Below are 15,045 nucleotides of genomic sequence, written 5' to 3'. Positions count from 1 at the left end.
ATACACAAAGTCTGACGTTATGCAGTATAATTTGACTTGACGAAGGTAGATAAATAAGCGCTTGTTTGGAAATCTCATCGCTCGGGATCCCGGTAGCATTTTGATGGATTCAAGAATGACTTCTGTATGGTGACTCTGTTAAACTGTGATCATTTTTCCAGTTAGATCTTATGATGTTTCCAGTATGCAGTATAAGTTAAATTATAATAAAAGTTTCCTCTAAAGGAAACTTTTTGTATTTTTAAGCTATTACAATAACGCGCATATGGTTCCAAAATACAATGTCATCTTTCTGATGGAGGCAATGGATTTTCTTGAAAAGCTAGATGAAAAGACCCGGGAAAAAGTTATTTATAATATTGATAAGTCCCGCTACATTAATGATCCGAAGTTGTTTAAAAAACTAAATGCAGAAATCTGGGAATTCAGAACCCGATTCAATAAGATCCAGGTTCGTTTATTGGCTTTTTGGGACAAAGAGGATGGAGAAGAAACACTGGTCGTTTCAACACACGGGATCATAAAGAAAACGGATAAAGTAGCAAAGAAAGAAATTGCGAAAGCTGAAAAGATCAGGCAGATGTATTTCGCTGATAAAAATAAATGACCATGGCAAAAGGGATGAAAAAATATACCTTAGATGAAGTAAAAGACCGCTTTATTGGTGAAAGTGGCACTGCAAAAAGAGACCAATATGAAACTGACCTCCAATTGGAAGTCATTGGAGCGTTGATCAAAACGGTTAGAAAGGAAAGAAACCTGACACAAGGTCAATTAGGCGAGTTGATTGGTGTGCAAAAGGCCCAGATCTCAAAGCTGGAGAATAATGCTAAAAATGTTTCCATTGGTACGATTATCAGAGTATTTGAAGCGCTAAAGGCCAAAGTAAAATTAACTGTAGAGATATCTGGAGAAGAAGTTGAGTGTATGTAAGAAATAAGCACCTATCCTCTGTTTATACAACCGGCTTTCTCTCACCCATTCAGCATGATCTTATCAGTAATCAAGCAATGCAAAAATTCCAATTCAAAGGCACCTGGGAATTTGATATGAAAATTACTCACCTCGCGATCTCAAGCGACTTACTGACCTCATCCGATTCCATAAAGATCGAATTTGAAGATGACCTAAGTGATGAGCAGGAACCATTGAACAGTCAGATCATGGCCTACGAATACCTCGAACAAAAATTGGCTGACATCCTGGAGACAATTGAGGAACACATTAACAAACGAGAGATAAGCGTTCCATTAACCCCCATCCTGGATAAGATCTCAATTTTGCTGAGTTCGAAGGACGGGTTCTCCTACTATCTGGTGGGCAGTAATGACAGTTTTCAGTTCCTGGTTTACCAGAAGGAGGTCATCTACATGGAAAGGATGGGCAATAAACTCGGCAGTATTCAAAATGCGCTGAAAAAGGACGGTGCTACCCTAATCGGGAACCACGATTTTGTACCCAGGAAATACTCACCGGGGCCAAAATACAATACCCTCAAACCGGCTCACCAAAAGGCCAACGAAGCTTTTGAGGTGAATCTAATTCGATGGAAACACAATGACCGCTTCAAACAGTTGGTGGAACAAAAAGAAATTGACATAAACGGTTCTTACAAGAACTTATCCTTTTTATCCAATGCCTGCTTCGTCAGTAACAACGAGATCGTTTCTTTTTTACTGGAACAGGGGGCCGCAACTGATGGCGCGCTTCACTGGTGCTCCTATTGGAATAACAATAAAAAGGCTATAGCGCTACTGATTGAGAAAGGCGTCAACATCAATTTTCAAAATGATTTTGGATGGACCGTACTGCATCGACAGGCACATGAATTGGCGGGTCTGTACCAACAAAAGAATAGAGCACTTAATGCTAAGTGGGAAACACAGTCGACGGATGAAAAGATCAAGGATCGAAAAGCTACGATCCAATTCCTAATTAAGAATGGTGCTGATCCATACATCAAGGATAAAATGGGCAGGAATGCCGTTCAGGTTGGAACGCATTTGACTGGAGTGTTTGCGGCGGAAATTGAGGCGTTTTGGAGTGGAAATGCAGAAGTTAGGTAACTTTAGCCTAAGCACGCTGCTATGCCATATGTCACATGGCAAAAAGCAATCCTCTCATTTTGACCCGGTCCCTACACAATTCACCTAATGAGAAAAGAAGAATTCGAAACCAATAGTGAAGACGGCGTAATCCTGAGGGGCAATTTATTGATCCCGGAGCAGCCAAAAGCCATAATCCAATTCAATTGCGGTACGGCTACCAAAAAAGAGTTTTACCTTCCTTTTCTCACCTATTTGGCAAAACACAATTATCTGTGCTGTTTGTGGAATTACCGGGGGAGTGAAAAAAACGACGACCTGAAGAACAGTGCTTACACTTTTATAGATTACGGCACCAAAGATATGCCGGCCATAAAAGCGTACCTGGAGCGCCAATTTCCCGGTCTGCCTTTACTATTCATTGGGCACAGCGCCGGCGGACAGCAAATTGGCTTTATCCGCGACTTGAGCAATGTTAAGGGCAATATCAACATTGCCGTTTCTTCGGGTTATTATCCCAATATGCCTTTCGGCTACAGAATGAAGGCCTATTTTTTCTTCTATGTATTTTCTCCGATCAGTGTTTTGTTGAACGGTTTTGTCAAGGCGAAACCCTACGGGATTATGGAAAATCTTCCGAAAAAGGTAGTGTTCCAGTGGCGGGACTGGTTGGAAAAAGAAGACTATTTTTTCAATGAAAAATTTTACGGGGTCACGGTTCCAACGGGTCATTTCAAAAACTTCCAATTTCCCATTCACGTCATTTATTCCACGGACGATACCATTTCCAACGCGAAGAACACGAAAGCATTTTGGCAAAATGTGAGCAGCGAAAAAGCAATAACGTTCAGAGCACTTAGCCCGGAAGAGTTCGGGCTGAAAAAAATCGACCATTTTGGCTATTTCAAAACGAGGATGAAGGACAAACTCTGGACGGATATCGTAAAACTGCTTGACGATTTGATAAGGGGATGAAAGCCACTCTCTGGCTACCTCCAACCCCAAGGTTCGAAGATTTTTGCCGTCTCTTATTTCTAATAGTGATCGGGAACTATTACGGCCAACCAATTGTAAATAATGGCACTATGCACCCCAATAGAAAAAAATATCACGAGAGTCACCGGGACCAGAAACGGCTGGCTTACGGTACCGAATCAGAGCCGGATACCGAGCCGGTTCAAAAGCAAAGGATCTGCCACGAGGGTCCCTATTGCCAGGTCTGTCACGACTCGGGTATTCTTCCCCATTACCTCACCTCCAGGACATACTGCCGGGGAATTATCTTAGAAAAGCAGGTATTAAGCCATAAGTTGCTCGCTGAGTTGGGAGCAGCCAGCCTGGAGACCGGGCGTCTGCGTTGGCTGATACTGAACAAGGCTTACGCAGGAACACAACAGACCAGCAACAGCCAGCCGGCTTCGTTTCGGGATTTTTCGACCTTATTTCAACATCCCGGAATGCAGCACCTCGAGCAACTTGCGATCATATCACAGGAATTTAACGATAACGATCTTCATCTTCTGGCCACTTCTTCTTACATTAGACATCTAAAGGAATTGATCCTTCCTTTCAACCGAATTACGAACGCCGGGGTAGACATACTGATGCAGCATCCACAGTTTCAAAAACTACAGGTTCTGGATCTATCTTACAATCAATTTGATGAACTGCAGCTTGATCCCCTGTTAGGTTCCCGGTTTTTGCCGCAACTGGAAGAATTGTACCTGGCCGGCAACACCAGCCTTTTCCTGAACAGATATCTGGCGCTGAAAAGCTCATTGAAGTTGCTGGATATTTCGGGAAATAATGTTTCCCTGGACCAATTCAATTCTTTTATCCGGAAAAACCCGGATATTCACCTGGGAGGCAGTCGGTTGGCCAACGGCTATCCACCGCGGATAGCATCCTGGTTCAACGACGAAGAAGCTGAAGATTTTTGGGGTTGGGTTGGATCCTATTTCTAAACCAAAAGATGATCATCTAAAACAAGCAGTTATGAAAAATTCGCTCTTTTCTGTTCTGGTTTTTCTGGCTGTTATTTTACTCGGCTGTTCGGCCAATAAACTGGAGACTCTGGAAACTTCCGGTTACAGTATGGTTGAAGAAAGTGTGAACTACGCAATTGTTGTTTTGAAAAAGAGTGAAATTGAAGTGGAGGGGAATACGATCCGAAATGGGATGCCCTACCAGGAACTGGTGAATAAATTTAATGCCGAATATGGAGATGCTGCTCCAAAGATCCGGGCATCCTTTATCGCAATTCAGGAAGCGGAAAATAACTACACACCGGTCATAACCATCCGTCGGTTTGACGGCTTTCCCCAGGCGGAGACGTACGCTACCCAATTGCAGAAGTTCCTCCAAAAAAATGTAGAAGGTATTACTTCGACCTACGCCATTAGCCAGCTCAACTATCGCAATTTACTCCGTCGCCGGGATATTCGGGAATACGAACAGTTTTATAAGCTAACCGCAGCCGTCGACTAAGTTTACCCCTACAGCAGTACATTTTGTTCACTAAGAGGGCCATGGCCAGATAGATCTGAGAAGCCAGTTATTGGGTCTGCCGTTGAATGATAATTGGAATATTCCTGTCCTGTTATCAATTACCGCCGATCGATAATGACCGAATTGATCTTATTCATCCAATTGCCTCAATCCTAGGACCGCACCGGTAAACGATAGATCCGTTTCCCTCCGGCCCGGTAAATGGCATTGCAGATCGCTGCCGCTACCGGGGGCACGGCGGCTTCCCCACCACCCATGGCGGCCTCCTCCGGCCGGTCGATGATCGTGACCCCGATCTCCGGCGCATCCTGTAGTCGGGGTACCCGGTAAGTGCTCCAATCGTCGCTGGTGATCTCCGATTCGCTAAAGCGGACTTCCTCCTGGAGGGTCCACCCGATAGCCTGCAGGATACCACCTTCGGTCTGGCTTTTAAGGCTATCCGGATTGATGACCTCGCCCACGTCGATCGCGGCCCAGATCTTTTGCAGTTCTATCGCTTCCGTTGCTGGGTCTACTTTTACCCGGGCGGCCATCGCGCAGTAGGCGGCATGATTCTTATAGCGGCAAAATGCGAAACCGATACCTTCTCCCGCTTGCGGACTCACCGTTCCGACCATTTCCCGTACCTGCCGGATGACATCGATCGCGCGCTGATCCTCCAGATGCCGGAGCCGGAATTCCAGCGCATCCTGACCGGAACGTTCCGCCAGATCATCCATGAAAGATTCAATGGCAAAAATGTTGGCGAAGGAACCGAGGCTGCGCAATGAAGAGACTCGCAGGGGGCCGTCGAAGTAATGAGCCGCTACCTGCATCCCGGGGATCTGATAGTAGGGATCACCGTTGCGATGCCCTCCGCCGAGATACCCCCGCCCCTGCATGGGTTTTGGCGTATCCAGATAGCGTGCCGTCAACAGGGTGCCGGCATCTTTATTGGGCCGGGTGCTGTGGGAGTCCGTCCAGACGTCGGTTCGCCAGAAGCTGATCTTACCGTCACTGTCCAAACCGGCTTCGAGTTCCGTGATCATTGCCGAGCCGTAGGGTTCCCAGCGATTTTCGTCGGTGCGGGACCAGCGCACCCGGACCATTTTTCCGGGATAGGCCATCGCCAGCACGGCCGCATCGGCCGCCGCGTCGTCGGCTACGGTATGGCCGTAAGCGCCCGAACCCGGTGCACTGATGACGTGGATCTTTTCGACGGGCATATCCAGCATCAACGCCAGCCCTTCCCGCATGGGATAGATGCCCTGACTGTGGCTCCACACGTGCAGGGTGGTGCCGTCGTATTGGGCCAGTCCGCAGGCCGTTCCGAGTGCAGCGTGCATGGTGTAGGGTTTGAAGAAACTTGCTGCAAGTTTGATCTCCGCCGCGTTGCGATCGAGTACCGCTTCCTTACCGTGTACGACATCCGGTTCGCTCGCAATGGATTTGATATGCTCCGGTAGCTCATTTTGTCGGGGAAAAATAGCGGGCTTCGACCATTCCGAATGTTTGGCCAGGAGTTGTACGGCCCGTTCAGCCTGGTACTCCCGCTCGGTGATCACCCCGAGGAAGTTACCGTTGCGTACCGTTTTCAGAACGCCTTCGGATTCCTGCTTAAAGGCGGTTTCGTCAAAACGGAGCAATTCCGACTGGTAGTTGTGCGGACGCAGTACGCGTGCGTGCACCAGATCGGAAGCATCTATATCGTGAATGTATTTTGTTTTTCCCTGAACGATATCCCGGAGATCGGACCGTGGAATGGGGTGCCCCACAAATTGGTAGGCCGACTTAGGTTTCATTTTGAGATCCAGGGGGACTTCTCCTTCCAGTTGGCGGCCTTCCAGGATATCCGCGAAGGAAAGCTGCCGGTCGCTGTCCGCCACTTTGATCTTAGCGCTTTGGAGTCTCAATTCCTCTCTGGTCACCTGCAATTTTTCGGCCGCCAGATCCAGCAACTGCTCCCGGGCAGCGGCGGCGGCGTGGCGGACCGCCATGGCACTGTTCTGGATCGAACCGCTTCCGGCGGTATAGCCTTCGTTGGGCGTCAGACCAGTTTCGGCGAGTACGACTTCAATCTGATCCAGCTCCGTGAAAAGCTCATCGGCGGCTACCTGCCGGATGGCATTGCGGATACCTTGCCCCAGTTCGACCTTGCCGCTAAAAATGCGTACCCGGCCGTCTTCGAGCACTTCGAGCCAGGCCTTGACCTGCGGTGTCCGCCGCAGACTTCCGGGAAGCTCCTCAAACGTAGTACTGACCATTTCCGGCAGATCGATCTCTTCCGGTTCTCCGGTCGACAGACAACCGGGTAAAACGGGGAGCGCGATAGCCAGACGGCCCATGGATCGAAGAAAATTTCGACGGGAATTGGAAGCGGAGATATTGTGACCGGACATAAAGTTGATTTGGTCTCAATATAGGGAATTTAGCCGCCGCCGCCTCCAATTTACGGTCCGCTTTTACCGTCCTTCGTGGAATGCATAAGAAGATCCGGGCTTATGTCGGGGAGACGTACTTTTTTAGGATCAGGGCTGCACAGTGTCCACCAAATCCGAAACTGTTGCTTAACGCATAACGAACGGTTTTAGCCCGGGAGTGGCCCAGCGTCAGGTCCAGTCCGGCCGGTACGGTCGGATCGGCGGACTGGGTATTGATGGTGGGCGGTATCTGGTCCTGTTGTACCGCGAGGGTAGTGGCGATGGCTTCTATCGCTCCGGCTGCACCCAGGAGGTGCCCGGTCATGGATTTGGTGGCGCTGAGTTGCAGCTTGGTAAACTGCCCGCCTAACAAACGATCAATGGCTTTGATCTCCGAGAGGTCCCCAATACCGGTTGAGGTGGCGTGGGCGTTGATGTAATCCAGGTCCTCCGGTTCAATCCCGGCTTCCCGAACGGCTGCCTGCATCGCTAGGTAGGCGCCCTGCCCATCGGGATGAGTGCCCGTGATGTGATAAGCGTCGGATGCTTCGCCCCCGCCGGCGACTTCCGCGTAGATGCGGGCGTTGCGCTTCAGTGCGTGTTCCAGACTTTCGAGGATTAGGGTGCCGGCACCTTCGCCCAGAACAAATCCGTCCCGCTCCGGATCGAAAGGCCGGCAGGCCGCAGCGGGATCCTCATTGCGGGTAGACATGGCCTTCATCGAATTGAAACCCGCAATGGAAGCCGGGGTGATCGGAGCTTCCGAGCCACCGGCAATGATCAGATCGGCCTTACCCAGCCGGATGTAGTTGAAGGCCTGGATGACCGATTGGGTGGAAGAAGCGCAGGCCGTGACCGGCGCGTAATTGATGCCCTGCAATCCGTACTGGATGGCGATCATTCCCGCCAGACCGTTGGCGATGATCTTGGTGATAAAAAAGGGATTGTACCGCGGCACTGCAAGTGCTGCATTTTCCGTGACTTCCCGTTCGAAAGTCTCAAAACCGCCGATTCCGCTGGCGTAGATCACTCCGGCCCTTTGCCGGTCGATGTTGGCTACATCCAGCGCAGCATCCCGGATGGCTTCCTCGGTAGCGATCAGACCGTACTGGGCAAAACGATCCATTTTCCGCGCCGACTTTCGGTCGAAATGATCCAGCTCATCGTAAGCCTTCAGTTCACAGGCAAAGCGGGTTTTGAAATTTGTCGGATCGAAGCGGGTGATGGTACTACAACCCGAAACGCCGTTCATCAGATTTTTCCAAAATTCCGGGACCTGGTTTCCAATCGGAGTGAGGGCACCGAGGCCCGTGATGACCACTCTTTTCATAGTATAATGGTTAAGCGGTTTGTTAGATATTGATCGCTCCCTGACCCGAAGAGATCAGGTAGGCTTCCTTCAGCGTTTCCGAATAAGTAGGGTGGGCGTAGGAAATGCGGAACATATCCTCGTCGGTAATTTCGTAATGCAGACCGATCACCGCCTGGGCGATCAGATCGGCCGCCCTCGCCCCGATGATGTGTACACCCAGCACTTCCCCGTATTTGGGATCGGTCAGCACCTTCGTAAATCCCTGGGTATCGATAGCGGCCCGGGCCCGACCACTGGCGGAAAAGGGAAACTTGCCGACATTGTAGGCAATGCCTTTGGCCTTTAGCTGTTCTTCGGTGTAGCCCACACCGGCCACTTCCGGCCAGGTGTACACCACGCCGGGTACCAGATGGTAATTGAGGTGCGGCTGCTGGCCGTGGATGGTCTCCACCCCAAACACGGCATCCTCTTCGGCCTTGTGCGCCAGCATGGGGCCGGCAATGACATCGCCGATTGCGTAGATGTGCGGCTCCCGGGTTTGGAGCTTTTCGTTCGTTTGGATCCGGCCGCGTTCGTCCAGTTGGATCGCAGTATTTTCCAGGCCCAGGCCTTCGGTATACGGTTTGCGGCCGGTGGCCACCAGACAGTAATCGGCCGTGACCTGATCCGGATCTTCCTGATCGGAATCAAAATGCACTGTAACCTTTTCCCCACTGGCGGAAACGGAGGTTACCCGTTTCTTTAGTAAAACGCGGATGCCCTCTTTCTGAAAAATGCGTTTCAGTTCCCGACCTAGGTCGTGGTCCATAGCGGGTATAAGGCTGTCCATATATTCCAGGATGGTGACCTGGACACCAATGCGCGCATAAATGGATGCCATCTCCACCCCGATCACGCCACCGCCGATGATCACCATCGATCCGGGTTTTTCGGGGAGGGAAAGCGCCTCCGTGGAGGTGATGATCCGTTTTTTATCGATCGTTACGCCGGGGATTGTGGCGGGTTTGGAACCCGTAGCGATGATGAAATGCCGGGCCGAATAGATGTTTGCGGTGCTTTCGTGCTCAACCCGGATCTCCCGGCTGTTGACGAAAGTGGCCGTACCCCGGATCACCTCGATCTTATTTTTTTTCATCAGGTACTTCAGGCCCGATAAATTCTGGCGTACCACGCCCTTTTTGTGTTCCATCAGTTGCGAAAAATTCAGCGTGAGATTTTTGATCTCAATACCCTGGGCGGAAAACTTGGTGTGCACACTGTGGTAGTTTTCCGTGGCATCCAGCAATGCCTTGGAAGGGATGCAACCTACATTGGTACAGGTGCCGCCGAGACTGGCGTACTTTTCCACAATAGCTGTCCGGTAACCCAGCTGGGCGGCCCGAACAGCTGCGGAATATCCTCCGGGGCCGGATCCGATGATGATAATGTCGTACGGTGTCATTGATCTGTATGGTTATGATGAGACCACACTCATATACCGATCGGTATATGAGTGGGTAAAAAATTTTTAGCTCGTTTTAAGGTGCAGGATCTCCCTTTTCAAACCGTCCATGTTATCCACGAGGATATTCGGTTCCTCCAGTGTTTTGGATAGTAATATGCTTCCTTCCATGACAGCGATCATTTTCTGGGCCATTTTCCGGGCATCAACGGGCTGTATTTCCTGCCGGTCGATCCCTTCGGTGATGATGTCGGCCAGTCCGGATCGCCAGTCCTGAAAAGCTGCTTTGACCTCCTGAAACAGGCGGGGCTCCATATCGTCCACGTCCGTGGCGGCATTGAGCAGCGCGCATCCCCCCCGGTCAAAAACGGCCCGATATTCGTCCCGGAAAAAGTCGACAAAGGCCAGTAGCTTTTCAATAGGCGTTTCTTTTCCGGTCAGTTGTTGTTGGAAACCGTTCACCATGAAACGGTGATTGAAACGAAAAGCCTCGATGGCCACCTCTTCCTTATTTTTGAAATTGCCGTAGATACTGCCTTTGGTCAGGCCCGTAGCCGCGGTGAGATCGGACAAAGAGGTACCGGCGTAGCCCTTTTTGTTAAAGACCTCCGCGGTTTTTTCGATAATCAACTGTCTTGTCTTTTCGGAACGAACCATAACACAAATATACCGATCGGTATATGAAATTCCAAATTTTGTTACTCAAAGGCTGGACGAAGGTCAGAAAGCGGACTAAAAACAGCCGGGCCGGATCGGGACATTCATCCTTGATCCGGCCCGTAGTGCAGCCACCGCTACCCGTTATTTAATGAGGTACATAAATCTCATAGGTATAGGTGATGGTCAGTTCGTCACCGGCATCCACACTGGTTTCCCAGCAGACGTCGGTTAGTTTATTGAGATCTCCGGCGGTATTGATCCGTTCGGCTTTTAGCCATTTGATACTGCTCTCCTGGAGTTCCCCGAGAATAGGTCGGCGAATATTCAGATCAATATCCTGACTTTTGTAATTCTTTACCTCTATCTGACCGGCAATGGTCAGCAGGTCGTAATAATAAGTGTCTCCGTCGCGATTGGTCTTCCGGGCATTTTCCTGGCGCTTCACGGCCTTTTCCGCCTGCTTGATGTGCACGTCCGGTGCTTCGGTCAACTTGACAAAAGAATTACCCTTGATCGGGGTATAATTCAGACGGTCCTGACTGATGGGCCGGGTTTCCTCTCCGTTCTTCACCACCAGGGCCGCACCCGTGGTGAAAGGGTATTCGGTATCATTAACCACCTTGATGGAATGAAAGACCTTGTTGGGATTAGGGGAGAACAGGTATTCGTCCCGGTAGGCGTACTTTTGGGCGTTGTTTTGGGGAAGGTTACACTCGTAAATGTGCGCAATATCAATATCGGCCGTGAAAACCGGATAGTGGCCGCGGCCGCCCTTTTTGATGCTCATATCTTCCAGGGTGTAGAAGTAAAGGTCTTCTTCGGCCGAGCCGTCGAGTCCGCTGGTCGTGCCGGGGGCATTGCCCACCACATCCTCCTCAATGGCATAACCGTAGGTCTGGGTTTGCAGAGTATTGGAAAAAGCGTCAAAATTACTGACGCCTCCCCTCGCCATAGAGCGGGGTTGAATACTGGAGAAATCGATAAGCGGAGACAGGCGGTCGGCATAGCTGAAGTTGGGCACCCCCACCACAAAATTGACGTCGGTATCTTTAATATCTTCGATCTCATTGACCACTTCGGCGCGGAGGGTCAGGCGGGCCCGCTTTTCTCCGGTAAGCTCCATGAGGTACAGCGGCGTCCAGTTCAAGCCGTTGGAGAGGTACATCAGGTCGAGTGCCTGTTCCTTTTTTTCTGAAGTGAAGGCTACCTCCAGAACGGGTTTTACCTCCGTTTTTTTGTGCTCGTAGGCCTGCACCGGTTTTTCGAAAAATTCGATGCGGCGAATTTCACTGAGCAGGAAAGTCCGCCAGCGACCGTCCATCCGGAAGGTAACGATCTGGCCCGTGGCGGGAGTCTCCTCTTCGAGTGCTTCCACGGTACCCTCGATCATTTCGTCTTTGCCAACGTGCAGAATAACCCGTTTGCCGAGGTTGGCGTACAACATTTCCGGAATAGTTTGGGCGGGCAGTGAACGGGCCGTTTCCAGCGTATCCACAAAACTGCTCAGAGCCTCCAACTGGCCCTGAGGAGAGTTCATCCAATAAGTCCCGAACAGGGCCGGCGGTAGGTTATCGGTGATCCGGTAGGTGCCTGCATCCGCGGTAACGGTGCCGGATTTGATGAAAAATGCAGTACTGTTCTTGAAAATAGAAATAGAGGAGGTCCGAAAATCTTTTTGGACATCCTGGGCGGCGGTAGTGATCGTTAAACTGATGCAGCTCAGCAGGAGCAAAATTGGTTTAGTCATATGCAGTAGATTTCAGGTGGTGACAAGGGAAAGTTTACGGTAGATGGATTTGCACCGGCGGCCGGTAGTTACCCGGCAAGGGACCTCCTTAACGGCGCCTTAACCTTCACGCGGAAAACCGACTACTGTAGGTCGCATTGGTGCCGTGATTTTTCACAGTGATACCGTTTAGTTTCTAACTGCAATATAGCGTCGTAAATTGTGAAGCGTCATTGCCCCTAAGCTTGATATTTTACATCCTACTCCGTTTTTAGCGCATCCACCGGATTGACCCGCAGGACCCGGATCAGATGGTAGGTGATCACGAGCGTACTTACCAGAAGCATAAGCGCCCCGGACACTAAAAAAAGGTCAGGCCCCGGCTCGATACGGTAACTGAATGCCTGTAGCCAGCGCTTGATCAGCCACCACGCAATCGGCATGGCGACCGCAACGGAGATCAGCGTGATTCGGCTGTAGCGCCGGGTCACGGAACGGAGCAGATGGACGGGACCGGCTCCCAGCACTTTGCGGATGCTCATTTCCCGGGTCCTTTGGTGTACATGCAGCGAGAAAAGCGCAAAAAGGCCGGTGCAACAAAGTAGTAATGCGATCAGCGCGAAAAAGCGAAATAGCTGCGCCAGTTGATCCTCCCGCGAGTACATAGCCGCAAGGAACTGATCGAAGTAGGTAAGCGAAAAAGCAATTTCCGGGAACAATGTCTCCCATTCGCTCCGGATCATCCCGCCCGCACCGGGAGGAGCCTTGACCAACAGTTTGCCGGCATAGTTGGTATTGTACAGAAACACGATCGGTTCGATAAGGTGATGTAGGGATTTGTTATGGAAATTTTCGATGACGCCCACTACCTCCAGCGGTGTATCCTCGCCGTACCAGATCCGTCGGCCGATCGGCTCTTCCCAACCCAGAGCTCTGACCAGGGCCTGGTTAATAATGACGCTTCCACTGCGATCATTCAACTGTTCCGGATCGAAGTTCCGGCCGCGGGCCAGGGGGATTTCCAATAAGTCGAAGTAGTCTTCATCGATCCGATAGATATTATATACCTTTTCCGTTTTTTTTCCATCGATGATCACCTGGAATACTTCCTTGCCGTTTTCCTCTCCGGGCAAAGCGCCGCCGGATACCAGAGAGGCATTTTTGACGCCGGCCAATTGCTGGATCCGGGCTTTTAATTCATGGACTTTCCCCGGCGTATGCTCCGTATCCGGAAGCGCTACGATCTGGATCTGGTCCTGGGAAAAACCCAGATCCTTCTGCCGGATGAAATCGAGTTGCTGACCAATGGCCAGGGTGACGATCAGGATGACGCCGGTCAGGACGTATTCCAGACCAAGCAGGGTATTTTTTAGCCAGGTCTGGGCCGTGCCCGCTTCGTGAACCGTACGGGAAGAAAAGGACAGGTAAATGCCGGAATAACTCGTACCCAACAGGCCCAGTACCAACACCAGCAGCGGCAGCAGTCCGATCAGGAGCCATTTGCCGTCCAGTGCCAGGGCATCGAAGCCGGTATAAGCGGAATAGGTTCTGGCAAAACCGAAGATCAGCAGGGTGGACAGCAGGAGGATCAGCACGGTCATAACGCCAGATTCGGTACTGCTTTGCAGTAGTAACCGGCGGCGCGAAATACCCAGGATCTTTTTGAGCCGGATCTCTTTGGTGCGTTGGACAGAGCGGGTCAGGGTGAGATTGATAAAATTGAGTCCGGCAATCCCCAATACCAACAGTCCGGCGATGGCCAGAGCCACGAGATACATCCGGTTGCCTTTGGGCACATCGTCCACCAGGCCCGGAGAGAAATAGATCTCCCGCAATGGCTGGGCGTGGAAACGGACGGCCAGACCGGAATCCTCCAGCAGAGGGGTCAGCTCCCGGTCGGTAAACGCCTGTAAGTGCTCATTTAGTTTTTCGGCATTAGCGGTGGGGGCGAGTAATACGTAGGTATAATTTTCCAGATTGAACCATTCCTGGGGATCGTATGCGGTCTGGGCTGTCGCCATTATCAGCGCGTTGATCTGTAGATGTGCATTTGGGGGCCAGTCCTGAAAAACACCGCTAACGGTAAAGTTTTCCTCGCCTACCATAATTTGTTCTCCGATAATATCTATGCTGTTGAAATACTTTTCCGCCAGGGATCTGGTCAATAGTATAATGTTCGGTTGGGTAGTTGCCTGCTCCCGCTTACCGGCTAGCAGATCAAAAGAAAACACCTCCAGCGTTTGGGGATTGGCCTGGTAAAATCCGGATTCCCGGAACACTTTCTGTCCGACCCGTACATCGGCCGCGTGGAAACCCAGACGGGCGTAGGCTGTTACGTCCGGAAAGTTTTGCTGCAGCAGATCACCGGGCGGCAGACCGGTGGTCGCGTATTGATCCGTTTGGCCACCGGCGGTGACATCCATCGTCAGGCGGTAAATATTCTGATTTTTTTCGTGGAAGGCATCGTATTGTCTGGATTGCTGGATATAGTCGGCGATAAACCAGATGGAGGCCAGCGAAACGCCCAGACCGATCCAGGAAACCAGGGTGTACAGGCGATATTTGAAAAGGGTTCTCAGGCTGTGGTGCAGTAGCTTTATCATGCAGGTGTTTTGGGTAAAGAGGAGCCGGCGGAGTAGATTGGTTGGCCAAGAGCCTATCCAAAAACCATACTTTGGTCTTAAAATAACCATCTATGGAACCTCATTTCGTCCTTTCCTCCTTCCGTAGCGCTGCTACGAAACTCGAAAATGACTTCGTGAGAACCCAAATCTGGTCATTTTCGACAGCAAAAACGGTTTCTGGATAGGCTCTACGCGCCTGAAGTATGCTGTCAACAGAGGTCGTTCAAGGGGCACTCCGAAATGGAAGGTACCTGCCAATAGTAATTACAAAGTTTAACGCTGTACCTCCTTTAGTCAAGCTGAAGAAAAGGGGCGTAGAGACAGTAGGTA

At 50.7% G+C, this 15,045-nt stretch carries 12 protein-coding genes; 6 read left to right on the top strand and 6 right to left on the bottom strand.

Annotated elements, in window-relative coordinates:
• Window positions 1-265 precede the first annotated feature (265 nt).
• The 6 genes from CRP01_RS26345 (at window position 266) to CRP01_RS26320 (ending at window position 4,532) form a co-directional block, all read left to right on the top strand.
• Complete coding sequence (locus CRP01_RS26345; RefSeq protein WP_099153107.1) at window positions 266-607, top strand: type II toxin-antitoxin system RelE/ParE family toxin; 342 nt, start codon at window positions 266-268, stop codon at window positions 605-607.
• Between the two features lie 2 nt (window positions 608-609).
• On the top strand, window positions 610-933 hold the full coding sequence (locus tag CRP01_RS26340; protein WP_233752765.1) for a helix-turn-helix domain-containing protein: 324 nt from the start codon (window positions 610-612) through the stop codon (window positions 931-933).
• A gap of 77 nt (window positions 934-1,010) precedes the next feature.
• On the top strand, window positions 1,011-2,066 hold the full coding sequence (locus CRP01_RS26335) for an ankyrin repeat domain-containing protein (RefSeq protein WP_143473540.1): 1,056 nt from the start codon (window positions 1,011-1,013) through the stop codon (window positions 2,064-2,066).
• A gap of 87 nt (window positions 2,067-2,153) precedes the next feature.
• Entirely contained in the window at window positions 2,154-3,020 is an 867-nt protein-coding gene (locus CRP01_RS26330) for an alpha/beta hydrolase family protein (protein WP_099153105.1), read from the top strand.
• A 110-nt stretch (window positions 3,021-3,130) separates the two neighbouring features.
• Entirely contained in the window at window positions 3,131-4,009 is an 879-nt protein-coding gene (locus tag CRP01_RS26325; RefSeq protein ID WP_099153104.1) for a leucine-rich repeat domain-containing protein, read from the top strand.
• 31 nt (window positions 4,010-4,040) lie between these two features.
• Window positions 4,041-4,532 carry a hypothetical protein gene (locus tag CRP01_RS26320; RefSeq protein WP_099153103.1) on the top strand — a complete coding sequence of 164 codons (492 nt, stop codon included), beginning with the start codon at window positions 4,041-4,043 and terminating at the stop codon, window positions 4,530-4,532.
• A gap of 173 nt (window positions 4,533-4,705) precedes the next feature.
• Here the strand turns inward: CRP01_RS26320 and CRP01_RS26315 are convergent, their stop codons facing one another.
• The 6 genes from CRP01_RS26315 to CRP01_RS26290 form a co-directional block, all read right to left on the bottom strand.
• Window positions 4,706-6,931, bottom strand: coding sequence for a xanthine dehydrogenase family protein molybdopterin-binding subunit (locus CRP01_RS26315; RefSeq protein ID WP_099153102.1), 2,226 nt, complete (start codon window positions 6,929-6,931; stop codon window positions 4,706-4,708).
• 100 nt (window positions 6,932-7,031) lie between these two features.
• The gene (gene fabF, locus CRP01_RS26310) at window positions 7,032-8,282 is read right to left on the bottom strand and encodes a beta-ketoacyl-ACP synthase II (RefSeq protein WP_099153101.1); all 1,251 of its coding nucleotides are present in this window, start codon (window positions 8,280-8,282) and stop codon (window positions 7,032-7,034) included.
• Window positions 8,283-8,304: 22 nt separating this feature from the next.
• Window positions 8,305-9,705, bottom strand: coding sequence for a dihydrolipoyl dehydrogenase (gene lpdA, locus CRP01_RS26305; protein ID WP_099153100.1), 1,401 nt, complete (start codon window positions 9,703-9,705; stop codon window positions 8,305-8,307).
• Window positions 9,706-9,771: 66 nt separating this feature from the next.
• Entirely contained in the window at window positions 9,772-10,335 is a 564-nt protein-coding gene (locus tag CRP01_RS26300; protein WP_170110548.1) for a TetR/AcrR family transcriptional regulator, read from the bottom strand.
• 175 nt (window positions 10,336-10,510) lie between these two features.
• Complete coding sequence (locus tag CRP01_RS26295; RefSeq protein WP_099153098.1) at window positions 10,511-12,112, bottom strand: hypothetical protein; 1,602 nt, start codon at window positions 12,110-12,112, stop codon at window positions 10,511-10,513.
• A gap of 239 nt (window positions 12,113-12,351) precedes the next feature.
• Window positions 12,352-14,694 (bottom strand): ABC transporter permease, encoded by a 2,343-nt coding sequence (locus tag CRP01_RS26290; RefSeq protein WP_170110547.1) that lies wholly within the window; start codon window positions 14,692-14,694, stop codon window positions 12,352-12,354.
• Between the last annotated feature and the right edge of the window lie 351 nt (window positions 14,695-15,045).

Source organism: Flavilitoribacter nigricans DSM 23189 = NBRC 102662, assembly GCF_002646595.1.
Lineage (GTDB): Bacteria > Bacteroidota > Bacteroidia > Chitinophagales > Saprospiraceae > Flavilitoribacter > Flavilitoribacter nigricans.
The sequence above is the reverse complement of the archived record's forward strand: the minus strand, read 5'-3'. Positions and strand labels throughout refer to the sequence as shown.